This is a genomic window from Planotetraspora kaengkrachanensis, from assembly GCF_016862895.1.
Taxonomy (GTDB): Bacteria; Actinomycetota; Actinomycetes; order Streptosporangiales; family Streptosporangiaceae; genus Planotetraspora; species Planotetraspora kaengkrachanensis.
This window is the reverse complement of the sequence record NZ_BONV01000021.1, coordinates 50,477-75,251: the sequence shown is the minus strand read 5'-3', so window position 1 is coordinate 75,251 and position 24,775 is coordinate 50,477. Positions and strand designations below refer to the sequence as shown.

Below are 24,775 nucleotides of genomic sequence, written 5' to 3'. Positions count from 1 at the left end.
ACCGGCTGACGGGGGAGCGCATGGGGATCCACGACCTGTCCGGGGGAGACGGCGTCCTCGCCCACGTCGAGACGGTCGCCCGCCGCGCGCTGCGCCACTACGACGTGGCGCCCGGCGCGGACGTCCGCCTCATCAACGTGTCGGAGAACGCCACCTTCACCGTCGACGGCGGCGGCGTCCGCACCGTCCTGCGCGTTCACCGCCTCGGCTACCACTCGCCGCCGGCGATCGCGTCCGAGCTCGACTGGGCCCATGCGCTGCGCGCCGAGGCGGGGGTGCGCACGCCACGGGTGATTCCCGCGCGCGACGGGTCCAGGATCGTCACCGTCGAGACCCCGGGAGCCGACGTCCGCCAGTGCGTGATGTTCGAGTTCCTGCCCGGCGGCGAGCCGCCGCTGGACCGGCTGGTCGAGGACTTCGAGCCGCTCGGCGCGATCACGGCGCGGATGCACCTCCACGCCCGCGGATGGGCCCGTCCGCCGGGGTTCACCCGCTTCCACTGGGACCTCGACGCGGCCTTCGGCGCGTCCCCCCGCTGGGGGAGCTGGCGGGACGGCCTCGGCATCGACGCCGAGGCCCGCGCCGTACTCACCCGGCTGGAGGCGAGGCTGCGCGACCGGCTGCGGCGCTTCGGCACGGGACCGGAGCGCTACGGCCTGATACACGCCGACCTGCGCCTGGCCAACCTGCTCGTGGACGGCACGGGGCTCGGTGCCGCCGGGACCAGCGTCATCGACTTCGACGACTGCGGCATGGGCTGGTACCTGTACGACTTCGGCGCGGCCGTCAGCTTCATCGAGCACGACCCGCGGGTGCCCGAGATGATCGGCTCATGGGTGCGCGGCTACCGGTCCGTCGCCGACCTGCCGCGCGCCGACGAGGACGAGATCTGGACGTTCGTCATGTTCCGCCGCCTCCTCCTCGTCGGCTGGATCGGCTCCCACTCCGCGGTCGACGTCGCGCGCGAACTAGGCGCGGGATACACCCGCGGCACGTGCGAACTCGCCGAGCGCTATCTCGCGACCCCGTGATCATGGGAGGCCGCGACGTATCGTGGCGGCATGACGCTGGAGGTCGAGGGCAGGGAAGTGAAGATCACCAATCCTGACCGGGTGGTCTTCCCGCAGACCGGGCACACCAAGCGGGACCTCATCGCCTACTACCAGGTCGTCGCCGAGGGCGCGCTCCGCGGCGTGGCCGGCCGGCCGGTGATACTCAAACGGTTCGTCCACGGCACCGACCAGGCGGCCTTCTTCCAGAAACGGGCGCCGTCGAAACGGCCCCCCTGGATCGAGGTCGTCGAGCTGAGCTACCCCTCAGGCCGCACGGCCGACGAGGTCGTCATGCGCGACCTCGCCCATCTGCTGTGGACGGTCAACCTCGGGTGCGTCGACCTCAACCCGCATCCCGTGCGCGCCGAGGACCTCGACCATCCCGACGAGCTGAGGATCGACCTCGACCCGGTGCCGGGGATCGAATGGGAGCAGATCGTCTCGGTCGCCCTGGTCGCCAGGGACGTGCTGGAGGAGCACGGCCTCACCGCCTGGCCCAAGACGTCCGGCTCCCGCGGTTTCCACGTCTACGCCGCGATCGAGCCCCGCTGGGCCTTCCGCGACGTGCGGCGGGCCGCCGAGGCCGTCGCACGCGAGGTGGAGCGCAGGGCGCCCGAGGTCGCCACGAGCCGGTGGTGGAAGGAGGAGCGCCAGGGTGTCTTCGTCGACTTCAACCAGAACGCCAGGGACAGGACCGTGGCCTCGGCCTACTCCGTCCGCCCCACGGGCCTGGTCTCCACCCCCCTCGAGTGGGACGAGGTCGGCGGGCGCCGTCCGGAGGAGTTCACGATGGCGACGGTGCCCGACAGGTACGGCGAGGCCGGTGACCTGTGGTCCGGCATGGAGCGGGCCGCAGGCTCGCTCGACGCCCTCCTGGAGCTCGCCGACGCCCAGGGCCCGCGGCCAGCGGCGCCCAAGGGCACGGGACGCCGGGTGCCCGTGATGCCGCTGATCGAGATCGCCCGCGCGGAGACCAGGGACGAGGCGATGGCCGGCTTCGAGCGCTGGAAGGCCAGGCATCCCGAGGCAGCCGCCCGGCTCGAACCCGCCGACGTCCTGGTCGACTCCATGCGCGGCAGCAGCACCAACTGGACGCGGATCCGGGTCAACCTGCAGCACGTCCCCGAAGAGGAACGGCCCGCCCAGGAACCCCTCGAAGTCGACTACGACCCGTGGCGCGGCCGGTAGATCTCCCACAGTTCGCCGAGGAAGAAGCCGCAGAAGCGGGCCAGCGAGGACGGCCCGTCGGGGCCCGCCGTACGGAACGTCGTCAGCATCTTGACCAGGTCGGAGGGCAGGATGTGCAGCGTGCCCGCGGCGATGGCCTTGGCGTCGTCGTCCGCGCCCTCCTCGACGTGGCCCTCCAGCAGCCGGGCGTACAGCGTGGAGGTGTCAAGCCACAACCGGGTGGGCGGGCCGTGGTGGACGTCCTTCCACCCCGCGAGAGTGCGCGGCCGGTTCTCCGCGTCATAAAAGTGCAGCCGGTAGCGCATCTCCCTGCGGTCGGGCGAGTCCCCGGGCACGAACAGGTTGAACCAGCCGCGCGTGACCGGGCGCCTGCCCCCGCACATCGCGGACTCGACCCAGCCCTCCGCCCTGGCCTGGTGCTCCGGCTCGGCGAGGAAGCGCTGCACGTCGTCGGCCGTGATGGTGAGGCGGAACATGAACTGGCCCGCCTCGGACGTGCCCATCCGCGAATGCGGATCGGTCCTGCCCACCGCGAGGGACCCGCGCATCTCCTCGACGAACCACAGCGAGGTCGGGTCGCCGGGGGAGCCGGCGTCCCACGCGGGTACGGCGGCCTTCGCCCGGGGCACCTCGAGGGCGGCGGTCCGCCGGTTCTCGAGGATGCGCGTCGACATGCGGTCGGACAGGGCCGCGATCGTGAGCGCCGGGTTGGCGCCGACGGGTCCAGGCATCGCCGCGCCGTCCGCGATGTAGAGCCCGGGGTAGCCGAAGACCTCCCCGTAGGCGTCGCAGACGCCCTCCCCGGGATGGCGGCCCATGGGCGCCCCGCCGAGCGGGTGCACGGTCATGACCCGCTTGTGCCGCCACGAGGGGCTGTCGGCGTACTCGGCGCCGAGCACGTCGCCGATCCGCCGCATCGTCGAGCGGACGCGGTCGAAGTACTCCTCGCTCGTCTCCGCCGTCCAGACCACGTCGAGCCGGCCGTCGCGCAGCCGTAGCCTCCCATCGGGCACGTCGCGCCCCATCCCGAGGAGCGGCAGCGAACTCCCGGACAGCTCGCCGGGGCCGATGAGCCCGGCGATCTCTGCGGACAGGTTGGTGTCGCCGGTCACCAGGCCGCGCAGCCGCTCCAGCAGGAACCGGGCGGCCCTGCCGAGTTCGCTTCCCACGTTCGCGCCCTCGACGATGAAGTCGACGAACGAGGGGTAGCCGCCGTCCTCGATGTAGGCCCCCCGGCCCTCGTCGCCGTCGGCCAGCCGGATGGCGCTCGTGATGACCGGGCCGCGGCTCGCGTTGATCGGCCTGGTCCTGGTCCTGTCCCTGGCGCGCAGCAGGAACGACAGCAGGTCGCCGTTGCCCGAATACCGGGTGCCCAGCGCGTCGCCCAGGAGGGGGAACCGCCCGCGGTTCTTCAGCAGCAGCGAGGTCGTCCCGTACGTGCCTGCGGCCAGGACGAGCCGGTCGCAGCTGATCGTGTGCGGGCCGGTCCAGCGTCCGCGGCGCGGGCCGTCCTCGTTCTCCGCGCTCGGCATGTGCTCGACGTAGTCGACGTCGTAGCCGCCGCCGACGCTGGGCCGGATGGCCCGCACCTCGTGGAGGGTGCGCAGGTCCGCGCCGTTTCGGCGGGCCGCGGCCAGATAGGTGTGGTCGAGGCTGTTCTTCGCGCCGTCGTTGCACCCGATGTCGCACTCGCCGCACAACCGGCACGTACGGCGGGGCACGCCGTGCGCGTTGCCGTACACCGGGTCGACGATCGGCAGCCCGAGCCCGGGTTCCGCACCGGGGGAGGGGGCGAAGCTGACCGCGAGGGGCGGCAGCCGCCAGTCGAGGCCCAGCTCCGCGGCGGCGTCGCGCATCGCCAGCGTCTTGAGCGTGTCGTCGTAACTCGGATGCCCGAGCGGGTACGGCGTCGCGCCGATCATGCGCTCGACCACGTCGTAGTGGGGATCGAGGTCGGCCCGCGTCACCGGCCAGGACTCGTGTCCGCCGCCGGGGAGCGGCTCGTCCTTGACGAACCAGTCCTCCTCCTTGCGCAGCAGCACGTTCGCGTAGATGAGCGAACCGCCGCCCAGCCCGCTGGACACCACCGAGTCGCAGTCGCGGAAGCTCCACACGTCGAACAGGCCGTGCAGGCCCTCACGGGGATCCCAGAAGGCCCGTCCCAGCTCCGAGGGGCTGCGGGGGAACGAACCCGGAGGGTACGGCCTGCCCCGTTCGAGCACCACCACCGACAGTCCCGCCTCGGCGAGCCGGTAGGCCGCCACAGCGCCGCCGAACCCCGAGCCGACCACCACCGCGTCGACGTGTTCCATCTCTTTCGCTTTCCGTGTCGCCCCGTGCGCCGAGTGGCCCGAGTGGCCAGAGCCGGCCTAATGCCGCTTGATGAAGTCGAGGATGTGCGGGAACACGTCCAGGTGCGCGTCCTTGCCGATCAGCGTGTCGATGTGCCCGTAGCCGGGCAGGACCCGCAGCTCGTGCCGTCCCGGCGCGGCCTCCGACAACCTCTCGTGGCACACGATGTTGGAGTCGGTGAAGACGTCGTTGTGGTCGCCGGTCATGAGCAGGATCGGCGTCGTGACGTCGGCCGCCGCCGCCAGGTAGTCGTCGCCCAGGTCGTCGTGCCGCCGGTCCCCGGGGTCGAACCTCACCGCCTGCCCCGCCGCCACCATCTTGTGGACGTGCCGGTAGTAGTGCATGTCGCACGCGCCGTTGAGGTCGGCGAGACGCTCGTGCAGGTGGGTCTCAGGCCGCAGGTTGCCGTGGCGGTACATCGCGGGCTTGCCGCTGCCCCACATGAAGCTCTGCATGTGGCAGGCGGGTTCGCGGCACTCCGGGTGGAGGAGCGACACCGCCCGGGCCAGCAGCCACCGGCGGGTGAGCGGCGGCGCGTCCTTGAACCGCGGATCGAGGTAGGACAGGCCCGTGCCGTACTCCATCAGCACGGGGCCCAGGGACAGCTTGACCCTGGACCACCGGTGCACCCGCGGAGTCAGCGCCACGCTGTTGGCGACCAGGCTCGCGATCCCGTCGACCGCGCCGGCGAACAGGCTCATGCTGAACGACAACGACCCGAGGCAGTGCGCGATCACGTGAATCCGCCGCGCCCCCACATGGCGGCGGAGTTCACGTAACGCTGCCGGGTAATCGAAATGGGCGATGTCGTCCAGCGTGTGCCTGCGCGTCTCGACGTTGTACGGGAACCGGTTGCTCATCCGGAAGTCCAGCGCCCATACGTCGCCGAAACCGTTCTCGTGCAGGAACCCGACCAGGTTGGTGTGCTCCGGCATGATGAACATGTCACTCGACGAGGTCAGGCCATGGATGAGCAGGACCACATCGTCCGGCGTCCCCTCCGCCGTCGGACCGCCCGCCCGGCGGAACCGGGTCAGTGTGAGTCCCAACTCGTCCTCGGTGGCGAACGGATGGATCGAGACCTCGGCTTCCCGCACGCCGTCAAGCGTGAACCGGGGAATTCGGTGCTCCATCTGATCGTCCTCCTTGGCCCAGGCCAACGATCCCAATCCGGCCGTGTCCGGCGGCATCGTGGAAAACCCGTACTCGTGGTGAGAGGTCAGTGACGACGGTTGAGCGCGGTGGCCACGCCCACCCGTGACGACACGTCGAGCTTGGTGAAGATGCGCGACAGATGGGTCTCGATCGTCCGCACGCTGAGGAACAGCCGCTGGGCGATCTGCTGGTTCGTGAGCCCTTCGGCGACCAGCCGGGCCACCTCGAGCTCCCTTGGCGACAGCCCGAGGTCCGCGGCGTCCCGGCCGGCGCCGGCCGCGCTCGGCGCACCGCTCACGCGGACGCCGAGGCGGCGAAGCTCACGATCGGTCTGCGCCTTGAGGCCGCGCGCCCCGCACGCGTCGAACGCGGCGGCGGCCGACCTGAGGCTGTCGCGCGCCGCGCTCTTGTCGCCCGCCTCCATGTGGGCGAGCCCGGCCGTCAGCAGTGCCCTGCCGGCGTCGAGGTCGCGCTGCCCACGCGACAGGAGACGGGCGGCCTCCTGCGCGGCGGCGGCCGCCGCGGCCGGGTCCTTGCCCCGCAACGCGTGGGCCCGGGCGAGGGGGACGATCCCGGACGGCGTCTCGAGTCCCCGGTCGTCGAGCTGCGCCGCGCGAGCCGCCCACGTCATCGCCCCTGCCTCGTCGCCGCGGGACGCCGCCACCCGGGCCAGCACCTCGCACGACGACGTCAGCGTCGCCCGGTCCAGGCGCGGTGACTCGAACCTGTCGCACGCGTCGAGGACGGCCTCGGCGCCCTCCTCCAGCCGCCCGGCGTTGACCAGCGCCTGCCCCCGCGCGTAACGGGCCTGCGCCCCCCACACCTCGCCGCCTCCGACGCCGCGCTGCACCGCCTCGTTCCCGGCGAGCAGGGCGGTCTCGTCGTCACCCGCCCACGACGCGGCCAGGCAGACCTGGGTGAGCGCGAACACGAGCTGCTGGCCCGAGTCGAGCAGCCTGGCGCCCTCAACGGACTCCTCGGCGGTGGCCGACGCGTCGGCCAGCCGTCCCATCGTCACCAACGTCTTGGCCCGCCCGGCGAGCAGGTTGGTGAGGATGTAGCTCTGGCCGGTCGCGCGGGCCACCTCCGCAGCCCGGTCGAAGTGGCGCAGCGCGTCTCCGTACCGGCCGAGGTTGATCTCGGCCCAGCACAGCCAGGCGATGGCGTCGAGCCACTCCGCGAGATGGTCGTCGGGCACGGAGGCGAGCAGGCGGTCGGCCGTCCGGGCGTATCCGAGCGCCTCTGCGGCGCGGCCCGCCGCGTAGGCCGGCATCGGGCGGAGCGCGGCCACCGCGACGGCGAGGCCGGGCTCCCAGTCGTCGGCCGCGTCCGGCATCAGGTCGAGGACGGCCTGGGCGGCGCGGAAGTCGACGCGCATGAGGCTCTCTGCGACCAGCCGCATCCGCAGGGGCACCGCGGCGGCCGACCGCGGGTTGGGCATGCGGCTCAGCTCGTCGAGAAGCAGCGCCCGGGCCTCCTGCGGGCGGTCGAGCTGGCGCTCCATGAGGGCGCACACCCGGGCGGCCCGGCCCCTGCGGGGATAGTCGTCACCGGGGAGGAGCCGCAGCAGCTCGCGTGCGGTGTCGCGTCCTTCGGCCAGCCTCCCGCTGACGCCCTGGGCCCAGCTCAGCTCCATCAGCAGGGCCAGGCGGTCCTCACGCGTCGCGTGGTCGTCCGGCATGAGCCGCAGCGCGGCCTGCAGCCAGTGGGCCGAGGTGGCGGGCGCCTGCGTGATCACCGTGCGGGCGGCCGCGAGCAGGACGCCGACGGCCTTGTGGTCGCCGAACGAACCGGATCGCTGCACGTGATGGGCCTGGACGGTGGACGGCGCACCAAGTTCGGCCAGGTGGGCGGCGATCCTCGCGTGGGCGCCCACCCGCCAGCCGGCCGCGGCCGACTCGTAGACGGCCCACCGGACGAGGGGATGCCTGAAGCTGAAACGCCCCCCGCGGGTCCTGACGATGTCGCGCTCCACGAGTTCGTCGATGGCGGCCAGGGCCGTGGCCTGGGACACCTCGGCGGCCACCGCGGCGATCGCCGGCTCGAACTCGTCCGCGGCCACCGCGGCGGCCTGCGCGACCCGCAGCGCGTCGGGGGACAGGACCCCGAGCTCGACCTGGAGCACGGCCGGCACGGTGGGCGGCAGCTCCCCGGCCTCGGTGTGGTCCATCCGCGCGAGGGCCTCGAGGTAGAACGGGTTGCCGCCGCTGGCCTCGTAGAGGGCCTTGCCCCGGCTGCGGGCGACCTCGGGGCCGAGGAACTGGTCGACCTCGGCTCGGCTGAGCGGCCCGACCGTGACCTCGTGACCGCGCGGCCCGGCGGCGGCCACGAGCGTCGCGAGCCGGGGCGGGGCCTGCGCCGGGCGGTAGGCCGCGGCCACCAGCACGGGACCGCCCGGAGGGTGGCGGACGACGTGGTCGAGGAACTCCATGGAGCTCTCGTCGGCCCAGTGGACGTCGTCGAGGATGAGGACGAGCCCGTTGGACCCGGCCAGGGCGTCGATCATCTGGCGCAGGGCCCGGTAGAGCCGGTAGCGGGCCAGCCCGCTGCGGTCGTCGGCGACGGTCTCGCCGGTGTCCTGCGCGGCCAGGGCGGGGAACACTCCCGCGAGCATGGCGGCCTGCGCGGCTCCCACGGCGCCGACCACGTCCGAGTGCCGGGCGTCGATGTGGTCGTCGAGCGCGTCCACCAGCGCGCTGTACGGCATGACCTGCTCGTACTCGGCGGCTCTTCCCCACAGCGTGGTGAACCCCTGCGCGGCGGCCAGGGTCGTCAGTTCGGACAGCAGGCGCGTCTTGCCCGCTCCCGGGTCGCCCACCAGGGTCAGGAAGCGGAAGCCGTCGCCGATGCTCAGCGCGCTCCGCAACATGTCCAGCGCGTCCTGCCGTCCGACCAGAGGCCCTGCCGGTGCGCCCCGCGCAGGCGCGGGAGAGCCGGTCACGGCCGGCGAGGTCGTACGACCGTCCATTCCCACCCCACAGCGACGCGGAGACGCCCGAGGTCCCGATCGCTCGCGCCGACATTCCTCAGTAAACGCACTTTACAGATCATGCTCCCCCCACACCGGACACACAACGTCATTAACCCCCTATGGAAATTATTCGAAAAGAAACCGGTCAGTCCCTCCGTTTCCGGGGTCAGAGATGCGCCGCCGGGTACGAGCAGCCTCGTTCGCGCAGGTCGTCGGAGCCATGTCGCTGTCACGGAGCAATGTCGGAGCTGTCGCGCCACCGCGGAGGTGCCAGGTGCCTGAGCCGATCGCCGACCACGGGGGAAGGCGCACGCCGTACGGACCTCCGGGTGGGGTGGAACGGCTCGCCGCGGCACTTCCCGGACGCCTGCGCGACGCGCTTCCCTCGGAGATCGGCCTCGGCAGTCCTTGGCCCGTGCGCGTCGACACCTTCCTCGACGAGGGGGTGACCGAGGCCGACGTCGGCGCCTGGATCCAGAACGTCTCGGCGACGCACTCGAGCGGCGACGCGCTCGACATCGCGGTGCGGGACGGCCGGATCGTGGGCGTGCGCGGCAGGTCGGCCGACCGCGTCAACCACGGCAGGATCGACCCCCGGGACCGGTACGGTCCGTCCACCGGCGACGGCGCCCGGCTGACCAGCCCGATGATCAGGCAGGAGGGCCGCCTGGTCGAATGCGACTGGGACACGGCCATGGACGCGGTCGCCCGCCGGTCGAAGGAACTGCTCGGCCCTCCGGGTGGCTGGGGCCGCGTGGGGTTCTACACGGGCGGCCGGCTTCTCCTCGAGGAGCACTACACGCTCGCGGTGATCGCCAAGGCCGGGATCGCCACCCCGCACGTCGACGGCAGCACCCGCGTCGGCGACGCGACGGCGGCGGCCGCGCTCAGGGCGAGCTTCGGCGCGGACGGGCAGCCCGGCTCCTACACCGACGTCGACCACTGCGACGCCATCGCCCTGTGGGGGCACGACATGGCCGAGTCCCGCGTGGTGTGGGAGCGGATGCTCGACCGCCGCCTCGGCCCGCGCCCGCCTGCCATGATCGCGGTGGATTCGCGGGACGCGCAGGTGGCCAAGGAGGCCGACGTCCACCTGCCGGTCCGCTCCGGCACCAACGTCCCGCTGATGAACGCCCTGATGCACGAACTGATCGCCGGTAACCGCGTCGACGCGGCGTACGTGGCCAGGCACACGATCGGCTTCGCCGAACTCTGCCGGGTCGTCGAGGCGTACCCGCCCAAACGCGCGGCCGAGATCTGCGGCGTGCCGGCGGCCCTGATCGAGCAGGCCGCCGAGATCCTCGGCTCCTGCGAGCGGCTGGTGTCGGCCGTGCTGCCGGGCTTCTACCGGTCCAACCAGGCGACGGCCGCGGCGTGCCAGGTCAACAACCTCCACCTGCTCCGCGGGATGCTCGGCCGCCCGGGTGCGGGCCTGTTCCAGATGACAGGCCGGCCCGCCGGTCAGCACGCCAGGGAGACGGGGGCGACCGGCGACCTCCCCGGAATGCGCAACTGGGAGAACCCGGACCACGTGCGAGAGCTCGCCGAGCTGTGGAACGTCGATCCCGCGGCCATTCCGCACTGGGGGCCGCCGACCCACGCCATGCAGATCTTCCGTTACGCCGAGCAGGGCTCGATCCGGCTGCTGTGGGTCTCCGCCGCCGACCCGGTGGTCTCGCTGCCCCACGCCGACCGGGTCCGCAGCGTCCTCGAGAGTGAGGGCTTGTTCCTCGTCGTCCAGGACCTCTACCTGACGGAGACCGCCCGGCTGGCCGACGTGGTCCTCCCCGCCGCGGGCTGGGGCGAGAAGCCGGGGACCGTCACCGGCGCCGACCGGTCGGTCCACCTCTGTGAGCGGGCCGTTGAACCGCCCGGGGAGGCCCGCGCCGACCTGGACATCTTCCTCGACTACGCCCGGCGGATGGACTTCCGCGACCGGGACGGGGCGCCCCTCATCGGCTGGCACGACGCCGAATCGGCGTTCGAGGCGTGGAAGGCCTGCTCGAAGGGCAGGCCGTGCGACTACACCGGCATCACCTACGAGCGGCTGCGCGGCGGCAGCGGCGTTCAGTGGCCGTGCACCCCCTCGTCGGGCCACGGCGCCGAGCGGCTCTACGCGGGCGGGCGGTTCGCCACCGACTCCGGCGTCTGCCAGAGCTTCGGGCACGATCTCGCCACGGGCGCCGAGTGGGGCGCGGAGTCCTATCTCGCCAAGGAGGCGCGCGGGCGCGCCTTCCTCCACGTCGTGGACTACGAACCCTCGTCGGAGGCGATCGGAGACGGGCGCCCGCTCTACTGGGACCCGGTGTCCAAACAGCCGATATACAGCGTGGCGACCGTGCCTGTGACGCCGGACGCCGCCCCGGACGCCGGGGCCGCCGAGCTCGCGGAAGTGGGAGGAGGTGCGGAGGCGGACGGCGTCGTGCCTGTTGAGGTCTCCCAACGGCTAGAGGAGGTATGAGCGATGCACCTCGCCCACTACCTGCGGCTGCTCCACAGGTCACAAACCGCGCTGGCGGAGGCGTTCCGCGAGATCAGGCGCGGCCACCCACATGAGCCCGACATGTACGGCGTCTGCGAGCGCCTGGCCGTACAGTGCCGGGACCAGGCCAGATGGCTGGAACCCTTCGTCCGGCGCTACGAGCCGTGGACGTCGCCCGCCCAGGAGCCGGAACGGCTCCATCAGCCGCTGTTCGCGGGGACCAGGCCCGGCGGGCTCGGACTGCTGCGCGATCTGCACGACCTCTACCTGCTGGTCACCGAGTGCGACATCGCCTGCGCGATGATCGCCCAGGGCGCCCTGGGGGCGCGCGACGACGAGTTGCTCGACGTGGTCCGCCGCTGCGGAGGCGAGCTCGCCGTTCAGCTCCTGTGGTTGCGCACCCGCATGCGGCACGCGGCCCCGCAGGCTCTGGTCGTGGCGTCCTGACCTGACGTACGGCCCGACGGCCGTTGCGGTTCCGCTCCGCCGCGCCTAGCGTGGACGCGGCCGGGACGAGATCGCGCGGAGGGACGCCTGGGTGGCGGGGGACGAGGGACCGGGGAGCTCGCCGCCGTTGCGGGCCAACCGCGACTTCCTGATCTTCCTGGGGGTCCAGACCCTCTCGGTCGCCGGCGACTCCTTCTCCGCGGTCGCGCTGCCCCTGCTCGTCTTCCACGCGACGGGGTCGGTCACCCAGATGGGGCTGGTGACGGCCCTGGCCGGCGCGGCGGGCATCGTCGCCGGGATGTTCGCGGGGATGACGGCCGACCGGCTGGACCGCCGCCGCCTGCTGATCGCCTGTGACGCGGTCCGGGCCGTCCTCTACGCGGTCATCCCGATCGTCTGGCTGGTCTCCCCGCAGACGTGGCTGATCTTCGTGATCGTGCCGCTCGGGGCCGCCATCGGGATGCTCTTCTCGGTCACGTACGTCACCGTCGTGCCCGCGCTGGTCGCCGAGGGCCAGGTCATGAAGGCCAACAGCCATCTCTACGGGACCTACGCCGTGGCGAGCCTCGTCGGCCCCGCGCTCGGCGGCACGGTCTCCGCGCTGCTCGGTCCGGCCGCCGCGATCGGGATCGACGCGGCGACCTTCGCCGTCTCCGCCGCGGGCCTGTGCCTGGTGCGCCCCCGTGCCCGTACGACTCCCGCGCCGGAGCCCGCCGGGCACGGGGGAGCGCGGCGGGGAGCCCTCGACGACTTCCTGGCCGGCGCGCGGTTCCTGTGGCGCCACCCGGTCCTGCGGACGCTGACGGTCCTGCTCTCGGTCCTGACGTTCGTCACGTACGGCATGTCCGACGTGCTGATCTACCACCTCAAGCACGATCTGGAGCAGCCCGACACCGCGGCAGGGTACGTGCTGGCGGCGGCGACCGCGGGGACGCTGGCGGCCGCCCTCCTGGCGCCCGCCTTGCGCAGATCCCTGGGTTTCGGCCCGCTGTGGATCGGCTGCTACGCGCTGGGCGGCGTCGCGGTCGCCGGGGTCGGCCTGGCGGCGAGCGTCCCGGCGGTGGCGGTGCTGGCGACGGTCTTCCTCTTCTGCACCGGTGCGGCGGGGATCTCGTCCATGTCGCTTCGGCAGGAGGTCACTCCCGACGCGCTGCTCGGCAGGGTGACGTCGGCCTTCTGGACGATCCACTCTGCGCTGGGGCCGCTCGGTGCCGGGCTCCTCACCTGGGCGGCCTCGCGGCACGGCGTGGCCGCGGCGTGCCTGGTCGCGGGGTTCGGGTGCGTGACGATCGCCGTGGCGGCCACGCTGACGCCCGTGCGGCGGCCCCGGCCGGAGGGACTGGGCGCCGAGCCTGGGTGATTCCCATGGTGATCTACCCTGGTAACTTCGACGCCGATCACCGGGGCTGGTCATCGAGGCCGGTCCCCGTGGTGTCCCGCGGCAGCCGGAACTGAGGAAGGGTAACGCACCCCATGAAGCGTGGAAGGCTCCTGGGCATCGTCATGGCCGGGGGCGTCGCCGCGACGGTCCTGGTGATCGCGACGCCGACACACGCGGGACCGGGGTGCGGAACGCCGTTCAACGGATTCGACGTCGGCTCGGAGCTCCGAAGCGCCGCCAGGACCGTGGAGACCGCCGAGGGCGTGCGGACCCTCCGCGTCCGCCTGGTCAACGGGCGGGTCTTCGACGAGTCCCGTGCGGTCATCACCGACGGGTACCGGCCGGGGGATCTCGTCTGGGTCGAGCGGTCCTACGACAGCAGGCGGACCTGGACCAGGTGCGGGCCGTTCAGCGCGTCCTCGTCGAACGAGCAGGACAACATCGGCGCCTGGATGCGCGCGTGCGCCTCAACGAAGGAGGACGGCGTCGCGGACGGCTTCTGCACGCGCTGGTACTTCGACCATGACTGAGCACTGCTGAGCAACCCTGAGCACGGCTGATCCGTCGCGGCCGTTTACCGCGTCGTTCTGTGCCTTTCCGTGCCGTTCTGGGCCCGGACGCGCCGAAGGCCTCCGGGATGTCCCGGAGGCCTTCGGATCTTGTGGTGGGCGATACTGGGATTGAACCAGTGACCTCTTCCGTGTCAGGGAAGCGCTCTCCCGCTGAGCTAATCGCCCGTGCCCAGTGCTGTGACGCACTCTGCGAGCGGAAGACGGGATTCGAACCCGCGACCCTCACCTTGGCAAGGTGATGCTCTACCACTGAGCCACTTCCGCGTTGTCGCGAGATGAATCATTCGCGACGCTTCGCCAACTCTAGCGGATCCCCAGGCGTCCCGGCGCCATCGCGCCCGCTCCGGAAGAGAGCCCGGCGCTTTCCGCGGGCCCGGTGCGAGACTGGGGCCATGGCTCATTCGGACACCCACGTGCACGAGTCGGACCCGGCCTGCGCGGTGGCGCACGGGGAGGCGGCGCCGCCACAGGGCGACCGCACGCTCGTGGCCGTGTTCGCGTCCCCCGTCGCCGGCTATCTGCTGCGGTACGGCGCCGATCTCGGCTATCGCGGAATCCTCCTCGAGCCCGACCGCGATCTCGCCGAGAAGGTGCGGGCGGAGGAGCCGCCCTTCGAGATGACGAGCGGCCCGCCCGCCGGCTTGGACGGCACGGCCGACGTCGTCGTCACCGACCACCACCGGGCCGACCTCGGGCCCGTGCTCCGCGACCTGCTCGCCTGCGAGTGCCGGTGGATCGGGGTGATGGGCAAGCCGTACCATCCCGCGCCGCACGAGGTCGCGCTGGCCGAACTCGGGGTGCCCGCGGAAGTGGTCGCCCGGGTCCACCGGCCCATCGGGCTCAACATCGGTTCCCGCACTCCGCCGGAGATCGCCGTCGCCACCCTGGCCGGGCTGGTGGCCGATCGCAACGGGCGGCCGGGCGGCTTCGCGTTCTGACGGGGGGCCCGGCGGCGTTGACCCGACCGCCCGCTCGTGCGCAGGATCGGAGGCAGAGCGCACGAGAAAGGGTGATCCCATGACGAAAGTGCTGATCATCACCGGTGACGCCGCCGAGGACCTCGAGGTGATGTACCCCTACCAGCGGTTGCTCGAAGAGGGGTTCGACGTCGACATCGCGGCGCCGTCGGCCAAGAAGCTCCAGTTCGTGGTGCACGACTTCGTCGACGGCTTCGACACCTACACCGAGAAGCCGGGCCACGCGTGGCCCGCCGACGTGTCGTTCGCCGACGTGCGGCCCGGAGACTACGACGCACTCGTCGTGCCTGGCGGGCGCGCGCCCGAGTACATCAGGAACGACGCCGCCTGTCAGGAGATCGTCCGGCACTTCGCCGAGCGTTCCAAGCCGATCGCCGCCCTCTGCCACGGCCCGCTCGTGCTCGCGGCGGCGGGAGTCCTCAAGGGCCGGGTGAGCAGCGCGTACCCGGCCTGCGCGACCGACGTCGAGCAGGCGGGCGGCACGTGGGTCGACAGCGAGGCGCACGTCGACGACAACCTCGTGACCGGCCGGGCCTGGCCCGACCATCCGGCGTGGATGCGGGCGTTCCTCAAGGTCCTGCGCGACGCCGGACCGGCGGCCTGACCCCGGGATCTGGCGAACGGAACGTATCGCGTATTTCTGTACGATCTACGAGAGCCCGCCTAATGGTGGCGGGCTCTTTCGCGTCTCATGGGACCACTTAGCGGCTGATCCTGCCCGAATCCGGGCAGGAATCTTGATAGTCGGCATCCGCGCTACGTTAAGGTCCTGCTCTGTGTCCACGGCACGACATCCCTTCGAGGACCTGATCGGTCACCTCACCAGGACGACCCCGCTCGGCCCCGGTGAGGCGGCACGGGTGGTCGCCGACGTCCTGGCGTACTTCGGCGAGCCCGCCGAAGACTTCGTCCGGCGGCGTCACGGCGAGCTCCAGTCGAAGGGGTTCACCAACGACGAGATCTTCCCGAGGATCTCCGCCGAACTGTCGGGAAGGCGTGTCGCGGCGCCGGAGCTGTCCCTCCGCCAGCTCCGTCGGATTGTTTACGGATAGGAGCGGATATGTGCGGAATCGTCGCTTACGTGGGATCGCAGGACGCGGCGCCCATCCTGCTCGAAGGACTCCAGCGCCTGGAGTACCGCGGATACGACTCAGCCGGTCTCGCCGTCGTCAACTCCAAGAGCCTGCGGACGCGTAAGGTCAAGGGCCGGGTGGCCGACCTGGCCGCGGCGGTCCCCGCCCGCTTCAAGGGCGGATCGGGCATCGGCCACACCCGCTGGGCCACCCACGGAGTGCCGAGCGACGTCAACGCGCACCCGCACCTCGACCAGGAGCAGCGCATCGCGGTCGTCCACAACGGCATCATCGAGAACGCCGACGAACTGCGCCGTCGCCTGGAGGCCGACGGGGTCGTCTTCGAGAGCGAGACCGACAGTGAGGTGCTCTCCCACCTGATCGGCAGCACCGTCAAGGAGACCGACACCCTCGAGGAGGCGGTCCGCCGGGCGCTCAAGAGCGTCGTCGGCACGTACGGCATCGCCGTCGTCGACTCCCACCGCCCGGACGAGATCGTGGTCGCACGCAACGGCAGCCCGATCGTCCTCGGCATCGGCGAGAAGGAGATGTTCGCCGCCTCCGACGTGGCCGCCCTGATCCGTTACACCCGCCAGGTCGTCCACCTGGAGGACGGCGAGCTGGCCGTCCTGAAGGCCGACGGCTTCAACACGTTCACGAGCGACGCGCGCGAGACCTCCAAGGAGCCCTTCACGGTCGACTGGGAGGCCGGCCACTACGACAACGGCGGCTACGAGCACTACCTGCTCAAGGAGATCTCCGAGCAGCCCGACACGGTGGCCCGCACGCTGCGCGGCCGGCTCGACGACCGTTTCCACATCGCCCACCTCGGCGGCCTCAACATGGACCCGCGCGAGAGCCGGTCGTTCCGCCGAGTGAAGATCATCGGCTGTGGTTCCGCGTACTACTCCGGCCAGATCGGCGCGCAGCTGATCGAGGAGCTGGCCCGCATCCCCGCCGACGCCGAGCCCGCGTCGGAGTTCCGCTACCGCAGCCCCGTCGTCGAGGCGGACACCCTCTACATCGCGATCAGCCAGTCGGGGGAGACCTACGACACGCTCGCCGCCGTCCAGGAGCTGAAGCGCAAGGGCGGCCGGGTGCTCGGCATCGTCAACACCGTGGGCAGCGCGATCGCCCGCGAGTGCGACGGCGGCGTCTACCTGCACGCGGGCCCGGAGGTCTCGGTCGCCTCGACCAAGGCCTTCACCTCCACCGCGGTGGCGTTCGCGCTGATCGCCCTCCACCTGGGACGGGTCAGGGACCTGTCCCCGGCCGACGGCAGGCGGATCGTCGACGGCCTCAGGCGCCTCCCCGAGCAGATCAAGGAGATCCTGACCCAGGAGGAGCACATCAGGACGCTGGCGATGAAGTACGCCGACGCGCCCGGGATGATGTTCGTCGGCCGGGTCCGCGGCTACCCGGTCGCCCGCGAGGGGGCACAGAAGCTCAAGGAGATCTCCTACGTCCACGCCGAGGCCTACCCCGCGAGCGAGCTCAAGCACGGCCCGCTCGCGCTCATCAGCCCCGAGCTGCCGACCGTGGCGATCGTCCCCGACGACGAACTGCTCGACAAGAACCTCACCACGCTCGGCGAGATCCGCGCCCGGGAGGGACGCATCCTGATGGTCGGCCACCGGACGGCCGAGGCCGCCGACGACTGCATCGTGGTCCCCAAGAACGAGACCGAGCTCGACCCCATCCTGCTGACGATCCCGCTCCAGATCTTCGCCTACCACGCGGCCGTCGCCCTCGGGCGGGACGTCGACCGGCCGCGCAACCTGGCCAAGAGCGTGACCGTGGAGTAAGGCGCCCGGGGCGCGTCATGGACTGGGTCATGGACTGGGTCATGGACTGGGTCATGGGCTGTGTGATGGACGGTGTCACGGCAGAGGCGCGAGAGCACCTATGCCCGAAATGTAGTCACATGGCGTAATAAGTCGTACGCTGTCGGTATGCGGGCTCCTTTGGGGGGAGGATGCCGACGTGCGACGCCGATCGGTCTTCGCGCTGGGGGCGGGGGTTCTGGCTCTCGCGGCGGGGTGCGGAACGGCTGATCCGCCGGTCCAGAGCGAGATCGCCTTCGTCGTCCCCGGCCCCTCCGGAGGCCAGAACGCGGCGTTCGCCCGCGTGATGAAGGAGCTCATCGAGCATCGCCGGTGGGCGCACAAGGTCGGCGTCAGCGCGCGGCCGGGCGGTGGCGGGACGCTCGCCATCGCCCGATTCGTGGCGGCGGGCCGTCAGGGCGACCTGATGGTCGCCGACCCGGCGCTGGTCTCCGTCGCGGTGATGGACCGCGCGGCGCCCATCGCGGGCAGCACCTGGCCGCTGGCCAGGCTCGCGGGGCAGTGGGAGGTCCTGGTGGCCTCCCCATCCTCGCGGTTCAGGACCTTCGACGACTTCGCCGCCGCCCTCCTGCGCGACCCCGCCGGGCCCAAGGTGGCCGGCGGGGCGGCGGGCGGCCCCGACCACCTGCTGTACGGCCTGACGGCTCAGGGCCTGGGGGCGGACACCCGGCTGCTCGACTATGCCTCGTTCCCCACCGGCGCGCAGGCGGTGGAGGCGATCGTCGACGGCCGGGTGGCCCTCGGCTTCGGCTGCCACCGGGACGTGGTCGCCCACATCAGGGCGGGACGGCTGCGCCCGCTCGCCGTCTCCGCCTCCGAGCGCATCGAGGGCGTGGACGCGCCGACGCTGGTCGAGTCGGGTGTGCGCCTGGTCTACGCGAACTGGTGGGGTCTGCTCGCCTCCCGGCGGCTGGGCCAGACCCAGCGGGACGCGCTGCTCGCCCTCTGCCAGGCGATCGGGGAGTCGAACGCGTGGGGCCAGGCCTGCGCGCGCAACGGGTGGACGCCGATGTTGCTGGCCGGCGACGACTTCCGCATGTGGCTCGAGGCCGAGGCGGGCCGCACCGACAAGCTCCTCGGCGATCTCGGTCTGCTCTGACCGCCGGAATCCGGGCGTTCAGCCAGGTAAACCCGTCTGGCAGTATTCGTCCACTGGTGTGTGTTTCCTCCTCACCGTGGAAGGGCAAAGGGCGACGATGACGACGAGTGGGGGCGCCGTCCTGTCGGCCGCGTGGAACTGGGGCACTCTCGCCGGTGCCGTCGTCGTCGCGATCATCGCCGTCGAGCTCGTCAGGCGCGTGCTGAAGTCCCGGCTCGTGGGCGATCGCTGGTCGCTCGCCGGCCCGGTGGTCAGGCGCTGCACCTGGCCAGGATTCGCCTCCGCGGTCGTCGCCGCCGCCAACGCCGTGTACACGCCGGAGATGATCGCCCCCCGGGCGGACGGCCTCCTCCGGCACGCGTTCACGCTCCTGCTCATCACCTGTGTGACCTGGCTGGTGATCCAGGCGGCGTACGCGGTGACGGACGTGGTCCTCGACCGCCTCGTGCACGTCCAGGGCGACCGCAACCGGCGGGCGCGGCGGATCCGCACGCAGATCACCCTGGTCCGGCGGATCTCCGCCGCGGTCGTCGTCGTCGTCGCGCTGGGCGCGATGTTGTTCACCTTCCCCGAGGTGCGGGCCCTCGGCGCCGGGCTGCTGGCCTCGGCCGGCATCGCGGGCGTGGTGGCCGGCATCGCCGCGCAGTCCATCCTCGGCAACATGATGGCCGGACTGCAGCTCGCCTTCAGCGACGCGATCCGCCTCGACGACGTGGTGGTGGTCGAGAACGAGTGGGGCAGGATCGAGGAGCTGACGCTCACCTACGTGTCCCTGCGGCTGTGGGACGAACGGCGGCTGATCCTCCCGGTGTCCTACTTCACCAGCAACCCGTTCGAGAACTGGACCCGCCACGAGAGCCGGATCCTGGGCAGCGTCTACCTGCGGGTGGACTGGTCGGTGCCGGTCGAGGAGCTGCGCACCGAGCTCTACCGGGCGTTGCGCGACAACCCGCTCTGGGACCAGAAGGACTGGACCCTCCAGGTCACCGACGTCACGCCGGAGGGGCTGGTCGAGCTGCGCGCGCTGATGAGCGCCGCCGACTCGGCCAGTGCCTGGGATCTGCGGTGCGACGTCCGCGAGCACCTGGTGACGTTCGTCAGGGAGAAGTACCCGGAGGCGATCCCGCGGGTGCGGATCGAGCCGGTCGAGGAGAGGTCATGACGTGTTCGAGGGGCGCAGCACCCGGGTGCCGCCCGCGATGAGCGCCGTGGCCAGGATCCACCCCGCCACGATCAGGCCGTTGGCCAGCCACTGGGTCCAGCCGACCGGCTCCCACGCGCCGCGCTGCTCGAACACGCTGACGGGCGCGAGCAGGTCGATCGTGTAGGTGAACGCGTTGAAACTGCGCGACTCGTCGAGCCCGATCTGGTGGGGTCTCCAGTGGGAGAAGACCGAGGTCCCGGCGGCGAGGAGCAGGCCGACCCACAATCCCGCCAGCCAGGGGCGGTAGCCGTACCCCACGACGATGTCCAGCAGCCGTCCCCACACGCGTCCGGGGAGTTTGAGCGTCCGCCGCCGCGCCCGCTGCTTGGCCAGCAGAACCCGCCGGGACTCCGACTCGTGCCCGATCCTGCGGTAGTAGGCCGATAGCTGCTCGTACGGCTGGGGCCGGTAGCCGTCGGGGTCGCGGTTCAGCCAGGACAGCCGGTCGGCGAGTACGGCGGGCCCGCGCAGCGACTCGTAGGTGGTCCCGTTGAGGTGCACGTTCTCGGGGTAGCAGTCCGGCCGGTCGAACAGCACGCCGATGCGGGAGTAGCCGAGGTTGATCCCCCCTTCGACGGAGTCCGGCAGGAGGATCAGCTCGTCGACCTGCATATGGCTCAGGTGCAGGACCCGGCCCTGCGCCTTGAGAGCCGCCTTGTCGAAGGACAGCACCCCGGAGATCCGGGCGCCGCGCAGCCGGATCGCCCCCGTGGCGGTGAAGCCCTGGCTGAACTCCGCCGCCGTGGCCTGCAGGTGGTCGGCGAACACGGCGTGCCCGTCGGTGCCGGACAGGACCGCGCCCTCCAGGTAGAGGCCGCTGTTGAAGTGCGCGCCGATGAACCGCAGCCCGCCGGTGGTCCGCAGGCCGCGCAGGAACGCGCCGCCGTCCACGGTCAGGCCGCCCGCCCAGACCGCGACCGCCACCTGCGTGACCGGCTCGGAATCCCTGCCCGCGTTGTACGGCTGGCTCCAGCCGGGAAGGTCCTCGGTCCCGCCGCCCCTGGACGGGACGGACGGAGATCCGACCACGGCGCGGGACATGCGGAACTGGCCGGTGACGTGGCAGTTGTCGAGGCGTACGCCGTTCTCGATCGTCGATCCGTCGAGGTCGAGCAGGCCGTCGATCGTGGCCCGTCCGGCCCGGAACCGGCCGATGTGGCACCGGCGCAGGCGCACGCCCCGGGTCCGCGCGTCGTTGAGGGAGACGATGCCCGGGATGTGGCAGCCCAGAAGGTGCAGCCGGGAGGTGACGACGGCGTCGGAGAGGTTCAGGTCGCCGACGATGTGCGCCCCCGCGAGCCGGATGCCCGGCACCCGCCCGGGCTGGTTCTCGCTGATGCCGAGCAGCAGGGCGGCGAGCACCTCCGCGCGGACCGCGCGCCCGCGGGCCCAGGTGTGCCCTTCGGCGGGATCGTCGTTCTTCCCGTCGCGGAGATCGACGGGGGTCCCGGTGGGGTAGGCCTCCCAGACCCTCCGCTCAGCCGCGTTCAGGTCCCGGAAAGGGAGCGATCTCCCCTCGCCTGGGCCATACCGGCCCGCCAGGCGGATGAGTCCGGAAATCCATCCCGATCCGTTCACGAGCAGTCGCAAGTGCCGTCCCAGCATGCCCCGCAGCCGAAGTTGCTCAGGTAGCAGCGGCCCTTCTCGCCCCCCTGGCGGTACCTGCTCCACGGCGGCCGGTAGAGCCCGCAGGTCAGGAACGTGACGATGCCCGCGGCGATCTTCCTCCTCGGATCCGTCGGGTGGACGCGCTCGGCGAACGCGCGGCGTACGGCATGCCGGGTCTCGCCGACGAGCAGGGCCTCGACGAGGTGCCGGTCGCGCAGTTCCAGATCCTGTACGGCAAGGCCGAGCCCGGTCAGCGCGTCCTCGCACAGCCGCCCGGCCTCGGCGACCGACGTGCCGGTCGCCACGAGGGGGTTGTAGCTCCCGCGGGCCCGGTCCTCGTCGAGGTCCTCGACGGCGTCGATGATGTGCGCGATCCGGCCGAACAGGCGCCCGGCCTCGCGGAGGCTCTCGGCGTTGCGGGGCTCGCCCGCCAGCGCGGCGGTGTGGGCGAAAGCGGCCGCCACGGCCGTCTCCGTGGGTTCGGTGACCTGGAGCAGGGACGGCGCCGCCGCGGCCTCCAGCGCCACCTGCCGGTCGACGGCCTCGGTCAGCACGGTCATGTCGAACCCGAGCGACTCGGCGTCCCGCGCGGCCGCGACGGACCAGGAGGCGGCGACATGGCGTAACGGGGCGCCGGAGACGCGGCGTCCCGCCATGCCGTCCCCGTCGGCCGCGTGGTCGCGGATCTTCCCGGCGGCCAGGGCGAGCGACACGACGGCGGCCAGCCGGGCGCCCCGCTCCGCCGAGGAGACCACGTCTGTGGTCCGGAAGCCGCGCAGGGGACAGGGTCCGGCGGTGCGCTGTTCCGCCGGCCGGGAGTCCTGCGCCTCGGTCAGGACGGACAGGATGAGCCCGTCGTAGTTGGTCGCCATCCGGGCGAACTGGCCGTGGTGGTCACGCAGCGTGAGGCACAGCCCGCACAGATGGGCCCGCCAGGCCGTGAGCACGGAGCCGCAGGAGTGATCTACGCATGGTCGAACGATCCCGAACATATCCGGTACTCCCCGTCCTGATCATCCCCGTTTCGTTGGCATTGTGACACCGGGCGATGGCTTTCGGTAGAGAGCGCTGCCCCGGACTTCGAGCATTCGCGAGGCATGCATTACCGGGGGTTCGGATCCGTCCCAGGCCGGCACCCGAAGGGCTTTCCCGGGACGCCTCTCCGATTGCGCGTCGATGCTCATATTCCGCAAATTCCGTCACTTAGGGATAAAGGTGATAACTCTCGGCGCATGGCCCACGTGGATCGAGTCTCCGGGGCTCGTCTCGCCCCGTGCGGAGCGCGAACGCCCGGAGGCGGATGGGCGCGTCGGGGCACGAAATGGCCGGTGGAGGCGAGCTATTCGGGGAGGGGAGTTCCCACCGATTCTCTTGGGCGGCAAAATAGGCATAAACGGGACTCGCAGTGGTAATGACCCTGTGAGGTGTGTGATGTCACAGAATCCATTCGCCAGGTTCGTCAGATGGCTCGGACTAGACAGGAATCCGCTTCGGCGCCGGTGTGACCGGGTCGAAGCGCTGGTCCGGCTTGTCGCCGTGCTGGGCGCCATGATCGCCATCGTGGCCGGTGTGGCCCTGGGCGTCCGGGAGTACGGCGCCGGCCTGAAGGCCGAGGCCGATCAGGCTCGCGCCCGGCACCTGGTGAACGCCACCCTGACCGAGAACGTGATCGCGCCGCGCCTGTCGGCCGCGGGAGCCGCCGTGGGCCACGCCCAGGCGACCTGGAAGGCGCCCGACGGCACCCCGCGCACCGGTGTGGTCGACGTCAGCCCCACCAAGTCCGCGGGCGACGTGGTGCAGATCTGGACCGACGGCACCGGCGCCATCACGCAGCGGCCCCAGGACAGGGAGACCACGATCGTCTCCGCCCTGACGGTGGGGACCGGCGTCCCGCTGACCACCGCGGCGTTCCTGGCGATGGTGGTCGTCGTGACCCGCTCGGTGAACCAGCGGCGTGCCCGGCGCGCCTGGGAGGCGCAATGGACGGTGGTCGAACCGACCTGGCGGATCAACGGCCGCTGAGCGGCGTCGCCGTCAGGCGCTCGCGGATCAGCGCTCGATGATCTCGTTCTTCCCGATCACCACGACGCCGCTGCGGGTGACGGCGAAGCGCTTGCGGTCGTAGTCGAGGTCGAAGCCGATCCTGGCGCCGTCCGGGATGACCACGTTCTTGTCGATGATCGCCCGGCGCACCACCGCGCCCCTGCCGACCTTCACACACCCCATCAGAACCGAGTCCTCCACCTGCGAGTGGGAGTGCAGGACCACGCCGGGCGACAGGATGGAGCGCAGCGCCGTGCCGCCCGACACGATCACACCGGGCGAGACGATCGACTCCAGCGCGTGACCGATCCGGTCACCCTCGTTGTGCACGAACTTGGCGGGAGGCAGCGGATCGTTGCCGGTGTAAATGGGCCAGCGGTCGTTGTAGAGGTTGAACACCGGGTGCACCGAGATGAGGTCCATGTTGGCCTCGTAGTAGGCGTCCAGGGTCCCCACGTCGCGCCAGTACCCCCGGTCCCTGTCGGTCGAGCCGGGGACGACGTTGTGGGCGAAGTCGTACACCTCGGCCCCGCCGCCCTTGACGAACATCGGGATGATGTTGCCGCCGAGGTCGTGCCGGCTGCTCGGGTCGAGGGCGTCCTCGCGCAGTGCCTCGATCAGGGCCTGGGTCTTGAAGACGTAGTTGCCCATCGAGGCGAAGATCTGGTCGGGCGCGTCGGCCAGGCCCACCGCGTCCTTCGGCTTCTCCCTGAAGGCCACGATCCGGCGTCCCGCCGGGTCGGTCTCGATGACGCCGAACTGGTCGGCCAGGTCGAGGGGCTGGCGGATCGCCGCGACGGTGACGTCGGCCCCCGAGTCGATGTGCTGGTCGACCATCTGCCGCGGGTCCATCCGGTAGATGTGGTCGGCGCCGAACACGATCACGTGGTCGGGGAGTTCGTCGTAGATCAGGTTGAGGTTCTGGAACAGCGCGTCGGCCGACCCGGAGAACCAGTGCGGGCCGAGCCGCTGCTGGGCGGGGACGGGCGTGACGTAGTTGCCCAGCATCGACGACAACCGCCAGGTGCGGGAGATGTGCCGGTCGAGGCTGTGGTTCTTGTACTGCGTGAGCACCACGATCTGCAGGTAGTGGGCGTTGGCCAGGTTCGACAACACGAAGTCGATGAGCCGGTAGATCCCCCCGAACGGAACGGCGGGCTTGGCCCTGTCCGCGGTCAGGGGCATCAGCCGCTTACCTTCGCCACCTGCGAGCACGATCGCGAGGACCTTCATAGGGAGGACCTTAACCCCCCAAAGCTCTGACAAACACCCGTGTCGTACGACAGGGCACGAAGAGGTGTGATCAATCCGGCACGGCCTAAGCTCC

19 protein-coding genes and 2 tRNA genes are annotated in these 24,775 nt (G+C 71.5%); 13 read left to right on the top strand and 8 right to left on the bottom strand.

The annotated features are described in order from the left end of the window. Positions 1-20 precede the first annotated feature (20 nt). Positions 21-1,031: a phosphotransferase enzyme family protein gene (locus tag Pka01_RS22825; protein WP_203884881.1), complete on the top strand. Its 1,011-nt coding sequence runs from the start codon at positions 21-23 to the stop codon at positions 1,029-1,031. A gap of 30 nt (positions 1,032-1,061) precedes the next feature. Further along, positions 1,062-2,240 carry a non-homologous end-joining DNA ligase gene (gene ligD, locus Pka01_RS22820; protein WP_203884880.1) on the top strand — a complete coding sequence of 393 codons (1,179 nt, stop codon included), beginning with the start codon at positions 1,062-1,064 and terminating at the stop codon, positions 2,238-2,240. Here ligD and Pka01_RS22815 read toward each other — a convergent pair. From Pka01_RS22815 to Pka01_RS22805, 3 genes are all read right to left on the bottom strand, one after another. Further along, positions 2,216-4,552 (bottom strand): FAD-dependent oxidoreductase, encoded by a 2,337-nt coding sequence (locus tag Pka01_RS22815; RefSeq protein ID WP_203884879.1) that lies wholly within the window; start codon positions 4,550-4,552, stop codon positions 2,216-2,218. The genes ligD and Pka01_RS22815 overlap by 25 nt on opposite strands. A 57-nt stretch (positions 4,553-4,609) precedes the next feature. After that, positions 4,610-5,725: an alpha/beta fold hydrolase gene (locus tag Pka01_RS22810; RefSeq protein WP_203884878.1), complete on the bottom strand. Its 1,116-nt coding sequence runs from the start codon at positions 5,723-5,725 to the stop codon at positions 4,610-4,612. Between the two features lie 86 nt (positions 5,726-5,811). Next, positions 5,812-8,715, bottom strand: a complete 2,904-nt coding sequence (locus tag Pka01_RS22805; protein WP_203884877.1) for an ATP-binding protein — start codon at positions 8,713-8,715, stop codon at positions 5,812-5,814. A gap of 277 nt (positions 8,716-8,992) precedes the next feature. On the opposite strand from Pka01_RS22805, the gene Pka01_RS22800 reads away from it, so the two are divergent. The 4 genes from Pka01_RS22800 (at position 8,993) to Pka01_RS22785 (ending at position 13,558) form a co-directional block, all read left to right on the top strand. Next, a complete protein-coding gene (locus Pka01_RS22800; RefSeq protein ID WP_239115211.1) occupies positions 8,993-11,179 on the top strand; it encodes a molybdopterin-dependent oxidoreductase in 2,187 nt (728 codons plus the stop codon). A 3-nt stretch (positions 11,180-11,182) separates the two neighbouring features. After that, on the top strand, positions 11,183-11,647 hold the full coding sequence (locus tag Pka01_RS22795) for a hypothetical protein (RefSeq protein WP_203884875.1): 465 nt from the start codon (positions 11,183-11,185) through the stop codon (positions 11,645-11,647). Between the two features lie 91 nt (positions 11,648-11,738). Further along, positions 11,739-13,007: an MFS transporter gene (locus Pka01_RS22790; protein ID WP_203884874.1), complete on the top strand. Its 1,269-nt coding sequence runs from the start codon at positions 11,739-11,741 to the stop codon at positions 13,005-13,007. Positions 13,008-13,120: 113 nt separating this feature from the next. Continuing rightward, complete coding sequence (locus Pka01_RS22785; RefSeq protein ID WP_203884873.1) at positions 13,121-13,558, top strand: hypothetical protein; 438 nt, start codon at positions 13,121-13,123, stop codon at positions 13,556-13,558. Between the two features lie 132 nt (positions 13,559-13,690). On the opposite strand, the gene Pka01_RS22780 is transcribed toward Pka01_RS22785, so the two are convergent. Further along, a tRNA-Val gene (locus Pka01_RS22780) sits at positions 13,691-13,765 on the bottom strand. A gap of 27 nt (positions 13,766-13,792) precedes the next feature. Further along, positions 13,793-13,864 (bottom strand) — tRNA-Gly (locus Pka01_RS22775). Positions 13,865-13,992: 128 nt separating this feature from the next. Between Pka01_RS22775 and Pka01_RS22770 the strand changes: the two genes are divergently transcribed. The 6 genes from Pka01_RS22770 to Pka01_RS22745 all read left to right on the top strand — a co-directional run bounded on the left by Pka01_RS22770 (position 13,993) and on the right by Pka01_RS22745 (position 19,755). Continuing rightward, complete coding sequence (locus Pka01_RS22770) at positions 13,993-14,538, top strand: XdhC family protein (protein ID WP_203884872.1); 546 nt, start codon at positions 13,993-13,995, stop codon at positions 14,536-14,538. Positions 14,539-14,617: 79 nt separating this feature from the next. Then, positions 14,618-15,181: a DJ-1/PfpI family protein gene (locus tag Pka01_RS22765; protein WP_203884871.1), complete on the top strand. Its 564-nt coding sequence runs from the start codon at positions 14,618-14,620 to the stop codon at positions 15,179-15,181. Positions 15,182-15,353: 172 nt separating this feature from the next. Then, complete coding sequence (locus tag Pka01_RS22760; RefSeq protein ID WP_203884870.1) at positions 15,354-15,629, top strand: hypothetical protein; 276 nt, start codon at positions 15,354-15,356, stop codon at positions 15,627-15,629. A gap of 8 nt (positions 15,630-15,637) precedes the next feature. Further along, a complete protein-coding gene (glmS, locus tag Pka01_RS22755; RefSeq protein WP_203884869.1) occupies positions 15,638-17,455 on the top strand; it encodes a glutamine--fructose-6-phosphate transaminase (isomerizing) in 1,818 nt (605 codons plus the stop codon). 178 nt (positions 17,456-17,633) lie between these two features. Then, the gene (locus Pka01_RS22750; protein ID WP_203884868.1) at positions 17,634-18,593 is read left to right on the top strand and encodes a Bug family tripartite tricarboxylate transporter substrate binding protein; all 960 of its coding nucleotides are present in this window, start codon (positions 17,634-17,636) and stop codon (positions 18,591-18,593) included. Between the two features lie 97 nt (positions 18,594-18,690). Beyond that, entirely contained in the window at positions 18,691-19,755 is a 1,065-nt protein-coding gene (locus tag Pka01_RS22745) for a mechanosensitive ion channel family protein (RefSeq protein WP_203884867.1), read from the top strand. Here the strand turns inward: Pka01_RS22745 and Pka01_RS22740 are convergent. Both Pka01_RS22740 and Pka01_RS22735 read right to left on the bottom strand, forming a co-directional pair. Continuing rightward, positions 19,750-21,402, bottom strand: a complete 1,653-nt coding sequence (locus Pka01_RS22740) for a hypothetical protein (protein ID WP_203884866.1) — start codon at positions 21,400-21,402, stop codon at positions 19,750-19,752. The genes Pka01_RS22745 and Pka01_RS22740 overlap by 6 nt on opposite strands. Next, the gene (locus Pka01_RS22735; protein ID WP_203884865.1) at positions 21,372-22,397 is read right to left on the bottom strand and encodes a DUF5685 family protein; all 1,026 of its coding nucleotides are present in this window, start codon (positions 22,395-22,397) and stop codon (positions 21,372-21,374) included. Before Pka01_RS22735 ends, Pka01_RS22740 begins: the two co-directional genes overlap by 31 nt. Before the next feature lie 439 nt (positions 22,398-22,836). Here Pka01_RS22735 and Pka01_RS22730 point away from each other — a divergent pair, with 439 nt between their 5' ends. After that, positions 22,837-23,427 carry an Rv1733c family protein gene (locus tag Pka01_RS22730; protein ID WP_203884864.1) on the top strand — a complete coding sequence of 197 codons (591 nt, stop codon included), beginning with the start codon at positions 22,837-22,839 and terminating at the stop codon, positions 23,425-23,427. Positions 23,428-23,454: 27 nt separating this feature from the next. Here Pka01_RS22730 and glgC read toward each other — a convergent pair whose 3' ends face one another. Further along, positions 23,455-24,681, bottom strand: a complete 1,227-nt coding sequence (gene glgC / locus Pka01_RS22725; protein ID WP_203884863.1) for a glucose-1-phosphate adenylyltransferase — start codon at positions 24,679-24,681, stop codon at positions 23,455-23,457. Positions 24,682-24,775 lie beyond the last annotated feature (94 nt).

What these genes read in the sequence shown, in the direction of transcription:
- Pka01_RS22745 (WP_203884867.1), top strand. Translation starts at nt 18,691, where the DNA reads ATGACGACGAGTGGGGGCGCCGTCCTGTCGGCCGCGTGGAACTGGGGC.
- Pka01_RS22815 (WP_203884879.1), bottom strand. Translation starts at nt 4,552, where the DNA reads ATGGAACACGTCGACGCGGTGGTGGTCGGCTCGGGGTTCGGCGGCGCT.
- Pka01_RS22735 (WP_203884865.1), bottom strand. Translation starts at nt 22,397, where the DNA reads ATGTTCGGGATCGTTCGACCATGCGTAGATCACTCCTGCGGCTCCGTG.
- Pka01_RS22765 (WP_203884871.1), top strand. Translation starts at nt 14,618, where the DNA reads ATGACGAAAGTGCTGATCATCACCGGTGACGCCGCCGAGGACCTCGAG.
- Pka01_RS22770 (WP_203884872.1), top strand. Translation starts at nt 13,993, where the DNA reads ATGGCTCATTCGGACACCCACGTGCACGAGTCGGACCCGGCCTGCGCG.
- Pka01_RS22825 (WP_203884881.1), top strand. Translation starts at nt 21, where the DNA reads ATGGGGATCCACGACCTGTCCGGGGGAGACGGCGTCCTCGCCCACGTC.
- glmS (WP_203884869.1), top strand. Translation starts at nt 15,638, where the DNA reads ATGTGCGGAATCGTCGCTTACGTGGGATCGCAGGACGCGGCGCCCATC.
- Pka01_RS22730 (WP_203884864.1), top strand. Translation starts at nt 22,837, where the DNA reads ATGTCACAGAATCCATTCGCCAGGTTCGTCAGATGGCTCGGACTAGAC.
- Pka01_RS22805 (WP_203884877.1), bottom strand. Translation starts at nt 8,715, where the DNA reads ATGGACGGTCGTACGACCTCGCCGGCCGTGACCGGCTCTCCCGCGCCT.
- Pka01_RS22795 (WP_203884875.1), top strand. Translation starts at nt 11,183, where the DNA reads ATGCACCTCGCCCACTACCTGCGGCTGCTCCACAGGTCACAAACCGCG.
- Pka01_RS22810 (WP_203884878.1), bottom strand. Translation starts at nt 5,725, where the DNA reads ATGGAGCACCGAATTCCCCGGTTCACGCTTGACGGCGTGCGGGAAGCC.
- Pka01_RS22785 (WP_203884873.1), top strand. Translation starts at nt 13,121, where the DNA reads ATGAAGCGTGGAAGGCTCCTGGGCATCGTCATGGCCGGGGGCGTCGCC.
- ligD (WP_203884880.1), top strand. Translation starts at nt 1,062, where the DNA reads ATGACGCTGGAGGTCGAGGGCAGGGAAGTGAAGATCACCAATCCTGAC.
- Pka01_RS22740 (WP_203884866.1), bottom strand. Translation starts at nt 21,402, where the DNA reads ATGCTGGGACGGCACTTGCGACTGCTCGTGAACGGATCGGGATGGATT.
- glgC (WP_203884863.1), bottom strand. Translation starts at nt 24,681, where the DNA reads ATGAAGGTCCTCGCGATCGTGCTCGCAGGTGGCGAAGGTAAGCGGCTG.